We start from the raw sequence: 15,594 nt of genomic DNA, 5'->3' as shown, positions 1-15,594 counted from the left end.
AAATGGAAGGCCGGTTTTTTCTTTTTTCAAACCTTCCGTTAAACGATATCAGCCCACATCTCGCGGGGATTCAATTCATAAATGCTGTTTTCACGGTACATGATGCTTCCGATAATGAGTTCGCGCCTTATCGTTGCATAATCTTCATGGAAAGACTGGATGAATTCATTCAGTTCTTTTTCTGGATATTTACGTCCCTTTTCCAAAAGGCTCGCTATATGATGAAGAACGATCATTTTCTTTTTTCTCTGTGCTGGTATGGTTTTTAGTCGACCATCTGGAGTAAAAAAGTTTTCAAGGATCTTTTTGTGTTCTAAATTCAGCTTTTGATTATCCATTTTATTGAAGTCCCCCCTATTTGAAACCATTTTAGGTAATGCTGACGAATAATGCTTCAGGACATCTTCATTCAAAAAATAATATACCGTATTTTTTTCCCTCTGATCCTTCACTAAATTAATGTCCTTCAATTTCGTTAAATGGTGTGAAATGGTCGGGGCCGTCAATTTTAATATTCCCGCAAGTGCCTGTCCGTGTTTTGGACCATTTGCCAGGATGGATATAATTCTAATCCTAGTTACATCACCAATCGTTTTATGGAAAGCGACCAATTTTTCTAATTGCACTTTTATCCCCCACTTCTAATTAGATTATCATCTAATTAGATAATAATCTATTAAGGGATAATAATCTAATTAAGGGATAATAATCAAGTTAATATTCACTTTTCTATATTGCTTGGAAGATCTGATGTATACTTTAGGTGAATGCAAAAAAAATTAATCCGGAATTAAGGAGCTGTAACATGGCTAATACTCATATTTATACAAAAAAAGAAGAAGTGGTCAATGCGATAACCCACGGTGTCGGCGTTTTGTTGAGTATTGCCGCACTTGTGTTTTTAATCATATTCTCAGCCCAAACAGGATCGCCTTGGCATATAGTCATTTCAGTCATTTATGGTGTTTCCATGCTTCTTTTATACGTATCATCCACTTTAGTGCATAGTTTTCCAGAGGGCAAAACAAAGGATATATTTGAAATCTTTGATCATTCAGCCATATATATATTCATTGCAGGAACATACACGCCCATCATGCTTCTTGTGATCAAAGGGTCACTGGGCTGGACACTGCTAGGTATAATTTGGGGAATTGCAATCATTGGTGTCGTCTTCAAAGCTTTCTATGTGAAAAAATTCCTCTTCCTTTCGACGATTCTCTATATTGCAATGGGGTGGATGATCGTTATCGTTTGGGGACCACTTACAGCAACGATGCCTTCAGCTGGTATCCAGTTACTGATTGCAGGGGGATTGCTTTATACGTTTGGAGCCATCTTTTATGTTTGGCGCGGTTTTCCATTCCATCACGCGGTTTGGCATGTTTTCGTGCTTGGGGGATCTGTCACACACTTTTTTGCGGTATTGTTTTATATCCTTCCACTATGATCACTTGGTCGATTTGATGTATCTAAGAGATTCTTGGGGTTTTAAATGACCCTATTAGGAAATAAATAAGGTATACAGACTAAAGGAGGAGGAAACTAATGAGAAGATCAATCAAAATAATATCAGTGCCGTTTGCCGCTATGCTTGTTTTGGCTGGATGCGGCGAAGAAAACGATGAAGTGAAAAACCCGCCGGTTCAGGAAAATGAAAATCAAGCGGAAAATAATCCTGAAACAGGAACGGATAATAATGAAAAACTGCCTTTCACTTATAAGGATTTTCAATTAGAAGTGGATTATATAGGCAATGATAACGAATACGAAGCTGAATATGATACCATGGGAGCTCAAACAGAAGCTTCGATCGAGGACAAACTTAACAAACATGAAGTTCACGGTGATGAAGCAATGAAAGAATTGACCCCGATTCTGGAAAAATTGACATTCACCAAAGATTCATCAGAGGAGGAAGTCATTCAAGAAGTGACAAAAGCTTTTAATTTGAAAGATGACTATCAAGAATTCGATTTAGAGGTAGTTTTCGATGATGGCACGAAAAAAGAATATAAGGTGAATAATAAGTAACTAAATTCGTTACTATATTCTTCCTAAAGTAATAAAATGGTAGCATGTTCATGGGTGTCCTCAATAGTTGTCAAATTACTGTTCCTATAGTAAAATGATTACGGTTAGCAAAGGGGATAATATACATTTGCTATTCATATTCGGACTTATGGGGATAGGACCGCAGTAAATACTTGTAAAAAAGATTCTTTATTAAGAGTCTTTTTTTTATGTAGTGTTCTGGAATTTGTATATAGATGTAAAAGAGGGTACCACAAGCGGTACCCTCCCTCTTCTTCATTTACCCATCATTGTGAAAGTGGTGCATTTTTTTTTGGCAGCATATTAGCCGACGCTAACCTTGAACGGATTGTAATGCCAAGCCAAGATGCAAGGAATGCCTTTAAAACTCCTACGATGATAAATGGAGCAAAACCGCTGGCAAATGCCACTGGCCAAGATAATGAACTCATATATTTTAACCAAACCGTACCGATGACCAAAGTAAGTATCATCCCGATTGTATTTGCAAGGAAAGCCATTGCAACTGAGAAACGGGTTTTTTCCAATATAAGACCCGTTATATATACTGTCGGGATATAGGATAATAAATAACCGCCAGTCGGACCGAATATCTTAGCTAGTCCTCCAGACATTTCAGCGAATACTGGTACTCCCGCTGCCCCTATGAACAAGTATAATAAAACGGAAGAGGTTCCATAACGTGAACCCAGTATTGTCGCTGCCAGTCCAACAGCTAGAGTCTGCCCTGTAATCGGTACTAAGGGCAGAGGAATTGTAATTTGGGCAAGTATTCCTATAAGTGCTGCGAAAAAAGCTGTAACCATCATCATTCTTAACTTCTCATGACGTTCCTTCATCGTGTTTCCCCCTAATGTAAACCTAGTTGTATAACAAGTTAACATATAAAGAATTTTAATATGTTAAGTAAACACTGTCAATGATATTATGAATTTTATTTCAATAATGGACTTTTTAGATGACAAGGTTTGTAAGTAAAAGTAAAATTCAAAACTTGGAAAATTAATGAAACTTTTTGCAAGGCTAGTTATCGTTTCCGTATTGAAAATTTCATCATAAAAGATTGTGTCTTCAGGTAAGTCCCAGCCAAACAAAGAACCGAACCCTCGTTCTGCTCCTGTATTGGTAACTATAGTTTCAAGAAAACTTTCAATTTTTACCGCGTACACGTTGTTTGAAAATTTTAAACTCCTACATAAACGATAAAACTAGACAAATTGAACCCCCTTGAGAAACAAGGGGGGGTTGTTCTTGCTTTTTCTAAAAATTATTGATGGCTTTAATTGTTATTTCATTTACAATTAGAAACATGCCTCCATAAGTGACGTAACTTGTTCTGGTGCTTCTTTTTGAGGGAAATGATTTACATCATTCTTAGCTCTTTGTTTGGACTTTTCCGAGACCAAACAACTACAGGAATAAGCACTAGTGACAGAATGGCTCCAGAAAGTGATAATGCTGCAAAACTAGAATGAGCGACTACCATTCCTGATATCCCCCCACCAGCTGCTCCTGACAGTGCAAATAGGACATCGACTGATCCTTGTGTTTTTGCACGCACAGATGGGTGTGTTGAATCTATAATGAGAGCAGTCCCACTTATTAAACCAAAGTTCCAGCCCAAACCTAGTAGTACTAACGCCAGGGTAAGCAGAGGCATTGAACCTACCGGTGCAAAAGCTGCCACCAATCCAGAGGCTAGGAGTGTAGGACCAGAAGCAACAGCCATAGTAATACGGCCAAGCTTATCTACCAGTAAACCTGTCAATGGTGAAGGAAGGTACATAGCTGCTATATGGAAACCTATAACTAATCCTACTTCTCTCAAACCATGACCATGATGTCCCATATGAATTGGTGTCATTGTCATAATGGCTGCCATGACAAATTGAGTCAAAATCATAATGACAGCCCCTACAACAACACCCTTTTTGTTTATGGTAGCATTCTTTAAATTTGTCCCTGTCTGTGCGGTATCGTCTTTTTTCTTAGCATTCGCAATAGCTGTAGACACAACCAAAGGGTCTGGACGAAGAAAAATTAAGATAAATAATCCGGCGATGATAAAAGCAGCTGCCGACAAGATAAAGGGGCCAGCCAAGGTTGGAACACCAATTGAATCCGCAAATTCTCCCATTCTATTGACCAAGTTAGGACCAACTACAGCACCCAAGGTAGTGGAAACCATGGCCATGCTTGCAGCAGTTGCCCTTTGTTTATCTGTTGCAAGGTCTGTCCCTGCATATCGCGCTTGTAGATTAGACGCCGTACCAGCTCCATAAATAAAAAGAGAAATAAATAAAAGTGGGATGCTGTTGGTTAAAGCTGCAATGATAACACCAACAGCACCTAACCCACCTGCAAGGAAACCACCTGCAAGTCCTGCTCTACGGCCAAAACGTTGTGAAGACCGGCCTATAAGTAGGGCAGCTCCTGCAGAACCTAAAGTAAATAGGGCAGTTGGAATTCCTGCCGCATTTTCAGTCCCTAGCATGTCTTGTGCAAGAAGCGCTCCTACTGTTATACCGGCTCCAAGTCCTGCTCCCCCAAAGATTTGTGAAAGAATCAAAATTCTTAATGTTTTTTTATAAAGCTGTATTTGTCTTTCTGGTGAATCAATATATTCTTGCAACCATATAGGCTGCTGTGTTGATACATTTGTATCTTTTGCTGTGATTGTCATGAACTCTACCTCCTAACGAAATATCCTTGTAGCTTGTCATGTTTGTTTTGTCATACTTGGAACATTTCATTTATATCGTCATTAGAAGAAGCTCATAATTAAATTTTCGATAATTATGAGCTTCTTCTATTTCTTATTTTTAAAACACTGTTTGTCGGTGTTTCTATTAAAATGTGTAGGATTCACCATCTTCTGGTACTAAAATATTACTTGAGAATCCTTTTTCTTTACTAAAGTTTTTTAATTCTTCTCTAGATAGTGTCCAATGGTTAACAGCTTCCATATGAACAGAAATAACCTTAGCATTAGGAGCCGCCTTGTGTACTTCATAGATGTCTTCTTTTCCCATAATGAGAGAACCATATTCTATAAATTGATTATCTCCGCCATTGATGACAATAATATCTGGTTTATGGGTATCTAATTCTTCCTGTACACCTTCATACCAGACTGTATCACCAGCTACGTACAATGTTTTTTCACTTGGATGTTTAAAGACAACGCCACATACTTCCCCCATACGCTTTAATAGTTCTTCTCCTCTTCCATGCTCGCCTCTTGTTTTCACTAATTGGATGCCTTCAAAGACAGTGTCCTTTGTTAATACCTCTACATTTTGGAACCCGGTATTTTGGACTTCCTTTGCATCTTCTTCATTTTGAACGAACATTTTCATATCTTTTGATAATAGTCTTTGCGCTGCCTCGTCAAAATGGTCTAAATGTAAGTGAGTCACAATGACTGCATCAACTCCACTAATAATATCGTCAACAGAGGTTGGTAAACTCACTGAAGGATTGTTTTGACCTTGCCTAATCGTACCAGGGAAAGATGGGTACGTACCTTTCTCTGCTAACATAGGATCAATTAAAAACTTTTTATTTGCATATTCTACAACTATCGTTGCATTTCGAATTTGTGTAATCTTCATCTTTAAAACTCCCTTTCTTTACATGTGTGTTTCCTAACAGTGTTAAGTGTATAATATGAGCAGCATTCAAATACACAGATAAAATAAAGTGTTTTAGGCGTTTGACTTTATTTTTGAAAGGAGTTGACGTTCAGATGGATCAAACAGATAAGCGAATTATTGAGGAGTTATGTAGCAATAGCCGGATTACGATGAAAGAATTAGGGGAGAGAGTTCACTTAACAGGACCAGCAGCCGCAGCTAGAGTGGAGAAATTAGAGTACAATGGGGTTATTGAGGGGTATAGCATTAAAGTAAATCAAGCGAAATTAGGGTGCTTTACGTATGCCTTTATCAATATCTATATAGAAGGTACACACCATCAACCTTATCTCTCATTTATCCAAACAAAGGAGGGGTATGTCATCAATAATTATAAAATCAGTGGAGATAGCTGTTATCTTTTGGAGTGCAGGTTTCCAAGTAATGAAGCGTTAAATCAATTTTTATTAGAGTTAAACAAGTATGCAAACTATAAATTATCTATTGTTATTAATAAATAAAACATTAATAAAAATGGGGGATTTGTACTTAAACTATAGAGAGGTTTATTTGAACAATGGAGGTAGCTATGGCACCTCTTTTTCTTATTCCAAAGTTAGTTTTTGAAGGACTGTACTAAAACTAACAGGTGCTTTACTTCAATAAGGGAGTTGCTTTGGCACCTCTTTCTTTATGCATGCAACTATCGGGGCAGGTTTGTTGAAGAAGCAGGAAATAAATAATAAGAGTACAATATATTAAAGTATTAAAGGGAAGTAATTTTTTTGTTCTTGTGGGAAAATGTTTTTGACAATCCAAAGTTAAGGGGACCTTTTATGTATATTAATTGCTTTGGAGAAATAATTTATACTGATGATTTCATGTGGGGTGAAATGGGAATTACAGAGTTACCTGAACATCTTTATCATTACACTTCACTTGAAAGTCTAGCTTTAATTTTAAAGTATAATACATTAAGATTTTTGCAGATTGGATGGAGTAAATGATAAAAACGAAGCAAAGTCACTAGATTTCCCTTTAGCTAATACCGCAATATTCACTTCAAGTTGGACAAGTCATTCTGATGAATCAATTCCAATGTGGAGAATGTACACTAGAGATATGGATGGAGTAAGAATTAAATTATCTGTCAATATGTTTAAAGGAAGAGACACTCCTACAATATTGGAAAAGGGTGGTTCTCAAATAAGATATGCTGACTGTATTAACATACAAAGAAGGAATCAACATTAGTTTTCCATACAAGTAGAATTTAGGGACCAAATAAAGTGTACCTATACAAACGAAGAAAAACATCTACATTCCAAAATTTCACACAAATCACATGACTATTTTTATAAGAATTAACCTTCACGATTTAGGAATGTTTAAGGAGAAACGTTGGGAATTTAAACAGGAATGGAGATTTAGAATCCTTGCCTTTCCAGATGATGAAATAACAAAAGAAACTTTAGATTTAGAAACCTATCCAACAATAGACAAGTTTATTGATGTGAATCTAGGATCCGGGAATTTTTAATGAAGCAGAATTTATACTTGGACCAAAAGCATCAGTATCAGAAGCACACCATATTTTATTAACATCCTTAATTGAAAGATATGCACCTAAAGCAAGGATTTTTTATAGTATCCTGCAGATAAGATAACTAACGGGTGCAAGAGCTTAAGGTCGGGCTAGTCGAATAATGATTGGTTTAAAGGTTATCCAGTAATTATCTAAGAAAAATTTAAATACAATGGATAGTAGGTGTGATTCATTAGTGAATAATAATTGGCTTCGAATAAAAGATTTTAGCAAGTTAACTGGCTTATCACGGAAAGCTTTGTATATTTATGATAAACATAATATTTTGAACCCTATATTTATTCATCCAGATAATGATTATCGATATTATGATCAAAATCAGCTACTAGCTGCTAAACGAATAAATTTATTAAAACAAGCTGGTTTTACGTTGAATGAAATTCGTGAAATCATGAATGAAGAATTGTCAGATGAAGAGATAAATAATTTAATAGATGAAAAGCTTCACCAAGAAAAGAATAAAGTAAAAGCTGCCAATCAAGCAATAAATCAATTAGAAATCCTAAGTAATATGATTACTAAATCAAATATTGCGGTCAAAAAAGAGTATATAGAACCAGTGATTGTATATGAATACAACATAGAACCAAATAAAAATATATGTGTGGCGCTGAATAATTCAGATGAAATGATTAAAGGGCTGAAAGTGAGTGTGAAAGATAAGATTATTAAATATAAATTGATTGATAATCAAATATATCCTGTTAGCATCGCTCTACAAGTAGAAAATCAGAAATTAAATCACATCGTTAACACAAGCTATTTTGGTTTTGATACGACGCAGTTTTATTACGAAGTAAATCCTTATCAAGAAGAATCAGCGCTAAAGATAAAAGAAATAATGGAAAATAACGAATTTGAATTGTCTGAACCCTATATTTATGAACGAATATTAAACCCTGATGATTATCTATATTCATCAAAGCGCCTTTCGATATTTATTTTCCCTTCTATATAATTGACCTTACCCCTAGGTTAACCTTTACACTCTCTTTAAAAGGAGGGAGTACACATGAAGAAAAATAAATATGCATTGGTAACGGGAGCATCTAGAGGAATAGGTAAGTCAGTCGCAATACAACTTGCAACAGATGGATTTAATATATTGTTGCACTACAATCAAAACACCGAAAAAGCGAATGAGCTAAAAAAAGAAATTGAGTTAAGTGGCAGACAAGTGAAATTAATTCAAGGTGATTTTAATTCCAGTGAAGGAATTGAAGCATTTATAGAGAAAACTAGAAAAATGTTAATTGAAGAGAATGATGTATCATTGCATATAATCGTTCATAATGCAGGACATGCTACGTCAAATGGATTTGGTGAAGTGGACTATGATGAGTTCGATCGACTATTTAATGCGAATGTTAAAGCTCCATATTTTATTACGCAATCATTAATCGAATTTTTAGAGTTCAATGGTAGAATAATTAACCTATCATCCGGTGTGACACGTATTGCATTTCCGCATATGATGGTATACAGCATGACAAAAGGTGCCATTAATACAATGACATTTACACTTGCCAAAGAATTAGGGGCCAAAGGAATTACGGTTAATTCAGTGATGCCCGGAATCATTGACACGGATTCAACTGCTAACTGGTTACATACTGAAGAAGGCCAAGCAAATGCAAAGAATATGAGTGCTTTAAAAAGAGAGGGTCAACCCGAAGAAATTGCAAATGCTGTTTCGTTTCTAGCAAGTGAAAAAGGAAGTTTTATTACGGGGCATAATATGGACGTAACCGGAGGGAGTCATTTGTAATTGTGTAATGGGAATAAAAAGATACTTTTTATACTCATAATTTTTAATGCAATTATATTATGAGGAATCGGGAACGATTACTTAATAAGGTTCGCTTTTTTTTGAACGAACGGGTGCTTTACTTCATTACCAGGAGCTGATCAGCAGCTCCTTTTCTTATGGCACTAACGGGGCAGTTTAGCATTTCCTGTAGATCGTTAAATATCAGGTTTGAAAAAAATAGAGCCCCTCAGTAAGATACGAGTATAGAGTCCAATCTAACTCAAAATCTTAAGGAGGAAGCCTTACTATGAATTTTAAAATGCAAGACAAACAAAATCAACTAATAGAAAGAATTTCCGATACACATCTAATTGTAGGTGTGGATATAGCCCAACAATTACACGTTGCTCGAGCTGTTAACTTCCGTGGAATTGTACTTGGGGATCCTCTTACATTTGAAAATAATGAAGAGGGGTTCGTAAAACTATTAAGTTGGATTCAAAACTTACAAAAACTAAAAAACTTAGATTCCACAATAGTGGGTATGGAACCTACAGGACATTATTGGATTAACCTATCAAAATGGCTGGATAAACAAAATATTGAGGTAGTTACTGTGAATGCCCACTTAGTAAAAAGGAATAAAGAGAATCGTGACAATACTCAATCGAAAAGTGATAAAAAAGATGCCCTCGTTATTGCGGATATGGTTAAAAACGGCTATTATTCCTTTGTTCGTCCCACATCCGAATCATTTGAGAAACTTAGAGTTCTAATTTCTAACCGTGATGGAATTGTTAAACGTCTCGTGATGTCTATTAATCAAGTAAATCGATGGGTGGATGTGGTCTTTCCTGAACTCAGACAAGTGTTTAAAGGTGTAACGTGCAAAGGGGCGATCGCAACCCTTCGTTTATTTCCTACACCGGATGAAATATCTTCACTAGAAACACCAGATGTCATGAGGGGGTGGAAGTCTTTAATGAAACGACAACCAGGACCCAAGAAGGCTCCATTACTAATCAATCTAGCCAAATCCTCTATTGGGACCGGACAAGCTCTTGATGCTTATAAATTCCATTTAGAACAATTATTAGAGGAATATGACCTCGCTGTAAAACAACTCAAAAGAGTTGAACAGCAAGTTAAAGAAGTTCTCTACAAAATACCATTTGCAAAAAAACTTCTTATGATTAAAGGAATAAGTGAAATTTCATTAGCTGGGATACTGGGTGAATCAGGAGATCTAAGTGGTTTCTCTCACGGGAACTCTCTATTACGGCATACGGGATTACATCTAGCTGAAGCAAGTTCAGGCAAATGGAAAGGTCAGATTGTTATTTCAAAGCGTGGAAGGTCAAGACTACACGATTCCTCTACTTAGCAACTATGAGCCTTGTGATGAATAACCCTGAGTTTAAAGCCTTCCATTCCCATAATGTGAAGGTAAAGAAGATAAAAAAAATGAAATCAATCATGAAACTGATAGGTAAACTAGCAAGGATTTTTGTAGGAATAGCACGACGAAACGAGTCTTATTGTCCAAAAAAAGTCCAAGTATCAATCCCTTTAGCAGCATAGAAATAAAACATTAGTTATATAAAATGTATCATTTTAAAATAGTCAACTGTAATTTTGAATGTTGTCTTATTCGTAGGATTTCAAATATGTACGGAGTACCAGGTTTCTTGAACAAAAGGGGTGACCCATCAGGTTAGCATAACTGGCCTCCACCCCTTGGATAGGCATGACGAAGGAATGAGAGAGCAATTGACCCGTTGAGACATGGGAGGGAAAGACATAAATTCTTTTTGTATTACCCAACATACATTTTCATAAAATAGGTTTCATTTTTAACTATATAAGGTATTTATACCTGTAAGTGTTATATTGGTAATGAGGAGAAAGAATTGGAAAATAACAGGAAATTGTTAATCACATATTAAATAAAGATAGGGTTTATTTTTCGAAAATCTATTCAAATCATAAAGGTATGCTTGGGAATATTGCTTTTAAACTCACTGGGTCTGAAATTAATTCTGATAATTTAATCTATAGTACATTTAAAAAATTGTGGGATTCACCGCAGTCATTTCAAGATTCCAGTGATAAATTGGTTTGGTTTCCACCTATCTCATGAAAAGGTAATTTACAATTACTTATGTTCTCAACTCAGCATTAAAAGGTGAATTACTTTTAATTGTTTATACCCATGTTTTTTTATTACATAAATAAAAAGTCAAGATACAGATCAATATCAATAGAATTCAATAGCCTCATACCCAAAATCTTCAAATATTGGAATGGAGATTTTTCCCGAATTCCTTATTGGATTCGGGTTGTTGTGCTGAACAGTTCGATACAATTGTTTGGTATCATATAATAAGTCCCGGAGCTGATTTTTATAGATGATTTAAAAAAGATAGAGCTGCCCGTAGTAGTCAGTTATTGACTACTACGGGCAGCTCTATTTAATGTCTATGTATTGTTGACCTTAATATCTATTCGGAAGGTTTTTGAAATCTGAAATTAATATCGTCTTCAATAGCAGGGTTTAAATTACTTTTTATATGTTCATGGGTTTCTTTATTGATTTTCCCTTCATTGAGCTGTTTATCTAATTGAGCAGTCATCTGGTTTTTTAAGAAGTTAATTAGAGATTGCTTTGAAATGCCTTGAATTTTAGCAATCTCTGCCATGGTTTTTCCTGCCTTAATTGAATTTGTATATTCCTGTTCAGTTATATTCAAAAAGCTATATAGACTGTTGTAATTAGGTGTATATTCAAAAACAGTATTGTGATTTTGATTAGATAACGATTGAGCTCGTACACCATCAGTTGTCGAAATAGTCAAGGAAAACAATAAAATAAAAGCAGCTATTTTATTTAACACCAGTTCATCACTCCCTTTTATTATTATTTATATCCTAATAATTTTTTTATGTGAATTCAGAAAGGGTTTTATGGGTTGAGACTTCCTTATCGTTGTAAATCCGCATTTTCCTGAAGCTACCCTATACCGGAAGCAGTAAAAAACCTGAAAATCAGATAGACCTTCAGGTTCTTTAGAAATTAAAAATCCTACAGCGCGTATTAGTAAAAAAATTAAAAAGGACATTCCCTAGTAGAGATAACCATCTGAATTTAATCGTCTCTATTATTTTCATCTTGCATATCTTCTGGATCTTCTATTGGATCTTCTGGATCTGGATCGTTATCTTCTTCATCATCTTTATTCATGTTATCATTTTCATCAACGCCAGGTGTATCATTTTGATCAACGTCAGGTATATCGTTTTCATTATCTGCCGGAGCATCTACTTCAGGTGGAGCAGGATCCGGATCCGGATCAACGTTACATCCTGCTAACATAACAGATAAAAATGTCCCTATTAGCATGAGAAGCCATTTTTTATTCATGGTGTACCCCCCCTTCATAATTTGATTTGACCTTTAGGCCTTTCTTTATCATTCCTCATATGTAAGTAATTATGAGTGACTTTTCCAAAATCACTTATGAGAAACAAAAATAAAAATACCTCCCAATTAATATTAGAAGGTATCTTTAGATAAAGAAAGGAACACCAAGAGAGTTTCTCACGCTGTAATTAGTTTGTTCATTCTTTACTAAATATATTCGTACTCATACATACAAATACTTTTGATCTTCTTGGATTTACGCAGTAAATTGACTCACTCAATTGAAGTTTCAATTTTTAATCTTGAGCCCATAAATTTCCAATACTTTAAATCTATATCCTTCAAACTCCACACTATCTCCAACTTGTATTTCAAAGTTCTGTGTTAAAATATCCAAAACACCGAGTGTTTAATTCATCTTTTACTATGGTTCTCTATTTACGCGGGGGACCAGGACAGATAAATGATCCCTGCACCCACCCTTGGGGAATAGACAGGAACAGAGGTGATTCGCTTTTACAAACTTATTTGGGAAAAGATCATCTATATGTAAATTCCCCTAATAAATAATCTACAGAAATAAAACCCCATATCAAATTTTCAGGCTTGATACGGGGTGATGGAAGGTCAGTAAATAATATCTCTCCAACTCCGATTATTATTCAAACCATTTCATCTTCGGTCCAGAACAAACGCCCCCCAACCCAGGAAAGGGGCATTTGAGAAAAAAATTATGAATTTATTTGTCATTCACAAACAAAAATAGAAAGTTTGTGATTCGTGCAACATCTGTTAAAGCAGCAAGATTAATTTTGGAGAGATATACATTAAAAAGTATGAATATCCTAACGTGAATGAAGGAGAGATATTTTTAGTGGACTACAATAACAACAATCCTATAAATCCTCAACAAAATCAGGGGGTACCAGCCTGACGATATAAAAACCCTATGTAGGAAATATATGAACTACCCTGTTAGAGGACAATTGAGCGACTAAGGTTGATGGTATTATCGATGATATGGATGAAGAAAGTGTGACAATGCTAGTTCCTGAAGAATTTGTGGAGCTATGGAGATGAATACGATGATTACGGACGTCCTCGCAGTCGACGATATCGCCGATATCGTCGACTGAGCTTCCTATATGTTGTTTTTGTATTCCCATTTGTCAGACCATATTCGAATTATTACCCTTATGGATATATAGGATATTATTGAAATTCACTTTATCTAATTGAAAATAGAGAGAACTAGTGAAGGTTATAGATAAGTATTTTTTAGTTGGTACAAACCATCACTAAAAATGAATAGTTATGGTTTTAGATGAATGATAAGAATATGAAAAATATAGGGTTTTCTGGCGGTTCCTCCCTTTTTTATCAACCTTATTACCTTTTATAGTCTGATACAAAATTTCTGATTTCTTGTATCGGTGTTTCCAAGTTATTAACCATTTGAATAAGTTCAACCCATTCTTTATCATTGCTTTGATTAAAACAATTCTTATACAGTGGGGTGGTTTGTGATGTTAGAAGGTCATCGTACATGGGTCTTCGAACAAAAGCCCGTGATTATTTCTACAGGTACAGTTGGAGGGCCATTTGAAGCAGATGGAGCTATCGCGGAAGATTTTGATCTTCTCCATGCAGATTTATGGCTTGGACAGGATTCCTATGAAAAAGCTCATAAAATATTTTTTGAAGAAGCTTGTCAAATAGCCATGGAAAAAGGGGAGATTCAAAAGGAACAGGTTCAGTTTCTCCTTGCTGGAGATCTGATCAATCAGATCACTCCGACAAGTTTCGCAAGCCGAACAATTGGAGCCCCTTACTTTGGGTTGTTTGGTGCTTGTTCTACCTCGATGGAAGGATTAGCTTTAGGGGCCTATATTGTCAATACAAATGGAGCTCAATATTTGTTAACAGGGGCTTCCAGTCATGATACCGCCGTTGAAAAACAGTTCCGTTATCCAACGGAATACGGGGGACAAAAACCACCTACAGCACAATGGACCGTGACAGGTGCTGGTGCGGCTTTACTTAGTAATTCCGGGGATGGACCTCGTGTCACTTCTGCAACAATTGGCCGTGTCATCGATATGGGATTGACGGATCCATTTAATATGGGAGGAGCCATGGCTCCAGCTGCCGTTGATACCATTGAAGCTCATTTAAAGGAACGGAACATTGATCCATCTTATTACGATTTAATTGTTACCGGGGATCTTGGTCAGATTGGCCATGAAGTGTCCCTTGATTTATTTAAAAAGCATGGAACCTCTATTAGTGAAGATCAGTTTCAGGACTGCGGATTAATGATTTATCGGGAAGGACAACCGGTTTTGGCAGGTGGTAGTGGTGCAGGATGTTCAGCAACAGTAGTCTATGGTCATTTAGTAAACCGAATGAAAAAAGGTGAATTTAAAAGAATGTTAGTGGTGGCAACAGGTGCCTTATTATCCCCCTTATCCTTTCAGCAAAATGAAACGATTCCTTGTATCGCCCATGCGGTGTCAATTGAATACGGGGGTGAACAATAGACATGATCTATTTTTGGGCATTTGTCGTAGGTGGTTTGATTTGTGTCATTGGGCAAATTATGTTTGACGTGTTTAAACTTACGCCGGGACATACGTTAAGTACCCTTGTCGTGATTGGTGCGATATTAGATGGGGTTGGTTTATATGAACCGTTAATTGATTTTGCTGGTGCAGGAGCTACCGTTCCTATTACAAGCTTTGGGAACTCTCTTGTACATGGGGCCATGCAAGAAGCCGAAAAACACGGGTTAGTCGGTGTACTTACAGGAATGTTTGAAGTGACAAGTGCCGGCATTTCAGCTGCCATTATTTTTGGCATGTTAGGAGCCTTGATTTTTAAACCAAAGGGATAAGGGAGGATGTAAGATGACCATCGGATCGGAAGTAAAGCAATGTCTTGCAAGCCTAAAAGGCGTAGAAGCCAGTCTATCGAGTTTAGCATTAAGGACTCAAGAAAACGAATCCAAACAAATCTTGCATGAAACGATGATAGCTGTGAACGAAATAGTAACAGATTTGAAAAAAAGGGTAGGAGAATTGGAGAATGAGGAATTCCAGTATAAAGGGTTTTAAAATAACGTATAAAA

At 36.1% G+C, this 15,594-nt stretch carries 14 protein-coding genes and 1 pseudogene; 9 read left to right on the top strand and 6 right to left on the bottom strand.

Annotated features, from left to right (window positions below; all coding sequences use genetic code 11):
- Positions 1–38: 38 nt before the first annotated feature.
- Complete coding sequence (locus Q8G36_RS18815; RefSeq protein WP_305161028.1) at positions 39–626, bottom strand: metalloregulator ArsR/SmtB family transcription factor; 588 nt, start codon at positions 624–626, stop codon at positions 39–41.
- A 179-nt stretch (positions 627–805) separates the two neighbouring features.
- Here Q8G36_RS18815 and trhA point away from each other — a divergent pair, with 179 nt between their 5' ends.
- Together trhA and Q8G36_RS18805 are read left to right on the top strand one after the other, a co-directional pair.
- On the top strand, positions 806–1,450 hold the full coding sequence (gene trhA / locus Q8G36_RS18810) for a PAQR family membrane homeostasis protein TrhA (protein WP_305161027.1): 645 nt from the start codon (positions 806–808) through the stop codon (positions 1,448–1,450).
- A gap of 98 nt (positions 1,451–1,548) precedes the next feature.
- Positions 1,549–2,034, top strand: coding sequence for a YusW family protein (locus Q8G36_RS18805; RefSeq protein WP_305161026.1), 486 nt, complete (start codon positions 1,549–1,551; stop codon positions 2,032–2,034).
- Between the two features lie 287 nt (positions 2,035–2,321).
- On the opposite strand, the gene Q8G36_RS18800 is transcribed toward Q8G36_RS18805, so the two are convergent.
- From Q8G36_RS18800 to Q8G36_RS18790, 3 genes are all read right to left on the bottom strand, one after another.
- Complete coding sequence (locus Q8G36_RS18800) at positions 2,322–2,894, bottom strand: biotin transporter BioY (protein ID WP_305161025.1); 573 nt, start codon at positions 2,892–2,894, stop codon at positions 2,322–2,324.
- A 524-nt stretch (positions 2,895–3,418) separates the two neighbouring features.
- A complete protein-coding gene (locus Q8G36_RS18795) occupies positions 3,419–4,738 on the bottom strand; it encodes an MFS transporter (RefSeq protein ID WP_305161024.1) in 1,320 nt (439 codons plus the stop codon).
- Between the two features lie 166 nt (positions 4,739–4,904).
- Positions 4,905–5,669 (bottom strand): MBL fold metallo-hydrolase, encoded by a 765-nt coding sequence (locus tag Q8G36_RS18790; protein WP_305161023.1) that lies wholly within the window; start codon positions 5,667–5,669, stop codon positions 4,905–4,907.
- A 134-nt stretch (positions 5,670–5,803) separates the two neighbouring features.
- Here Q8G36_RS18790 and Q8G36_RS18785 point away from each other — a divergent pair, with 134 nt between their 5' ends.
- From Q8G36_RS18785 to Q8G36_RS18770, 4 genes and pseudogenes are all read left to right on the top strand, one after another.
- Entirely contained in the window at positions 5,804–6,211 is a 408-nt protein-coding gene (locus Q8G36_RS18785) for an Lrp/AsnC family transcriptional regulator (protein WP_305161022.1), read from the top strand.
- Positions 6,212–7,471: 1,260 nt separating this feature from the next.
- Positions 7,472–8,254, top strand: coding sequence for a MerR family transcriptional regulator (locus tag Q8G36_RS18780; protein ID WP_305161021.1), 783 nt, complete (start codon positions 7,472–7,474; stop codon positions 8,252–8,254).
- A gap of 54 nt (positions 8,255–8,308) precedes the next feature.
- Positions 8,309–9,064, top strand: a complete 756-nt coding sequence (locus Q8G36_RS18775) for an SDR family NAD(P)-dependent oxidoreductase (RefSeq protein ID WP_305161020.1) — start codon at positions 8,309–8,311, stop codon at positions 9,062–9,064.
- Positions 9,065–9,353: 289 nt separating this feature from the next.
- Positions 9,354–10,627, top strand: a pseudogene (locus tag Q8G36_RS18770) (IS110 family transposase).
- A 920-nt stretch (positions 10,628–11,547) separates the two neighbouring features.
- On the opposite strand, the gene Q8G36_RS18765 reads toward Q8G36_RS18770, so the two are convergent.
- On the bottom strand, positions 11,548–11,940 hold the full coding sequence (locus Q8G36_RS18765) for a hypothetical protein (protein WP_305161019.1): 393 nt from the start codon (positions 11,938–11,940) through the stop codon (positions 11,548–11,550).
- Positions 11,941–12,191: 251 nt separating this feature from the next.
- A complete protein-coding gene (locus Q8G36_RS18760; RefSeq protein ID WP_305161018.1) occupies positions 12,192–12,467 on the bottom strand; it encodes a hypothetical protein in 276 nt (91 codons plus the stop codon).
- 1,526 nt (positions 12,468–13,993) lie between these two features.
- Between Q8G36_RS18760 and spoVAD the strand changes: the two genes are divergently transcribed.
- Genes spoVAD through Q8G36_RS18745 form a run of 3 tightly spaced genes read left to right on the top strand, consistent with a single transcriptional unit; the run spans position 13,994 to position 15,580 of the window.
- Complete coding sequence (gene spoVAD / locus Q8G36_RS18755) at positions 13,994–15,007, top strand: stage V sporulation protein AD (RefSeq protein ID WP_305161017.1); 1,014 nt, start codon at positions 13,994–13,996, stop codon at positions 15,005–15,007.
- Positions 15,008–15,009: 2 nt separating this feature from the next.
- Entirely contained in the window at positions 15,010–15,360 is a 351-nt protein-coding gene (gene spoVAE, locus Q8G36_RS18750; RefSeq protein WP_305161016.1) for a stage V sporulation protein AE, read from the top strand.
- A gap of 13 nt (positions 15,361–15,373) precedes the next feature.
- The gene (locus Q8G36_RS18745) at positions 15,374–15,580 is read left to right on the top strand and encodes a DUF1657 domain-containing protein (protein ID WP_305161015.1); all 207 of its coding nucleotides are present in this window, start codon (positions 15,374–15,376) and stop codon (positions 15,578–15,580) included.
- Positions 15,581–15,594: the final 14 nt, after the last annotated feature.

The organism is Peribacillus frigoritolerans, from assembly GCF_030676415.1.
Taxonomy (GTDB): domain Bacteria; phylum Bacillota; class Bacilli; order Bacillales; family DSM-1321; genus Peribacillus; species Peribacillus frigoritolerans_A.
This window is presented reverse-complemented; position numbering and strand designations above follow the sequence as displayed.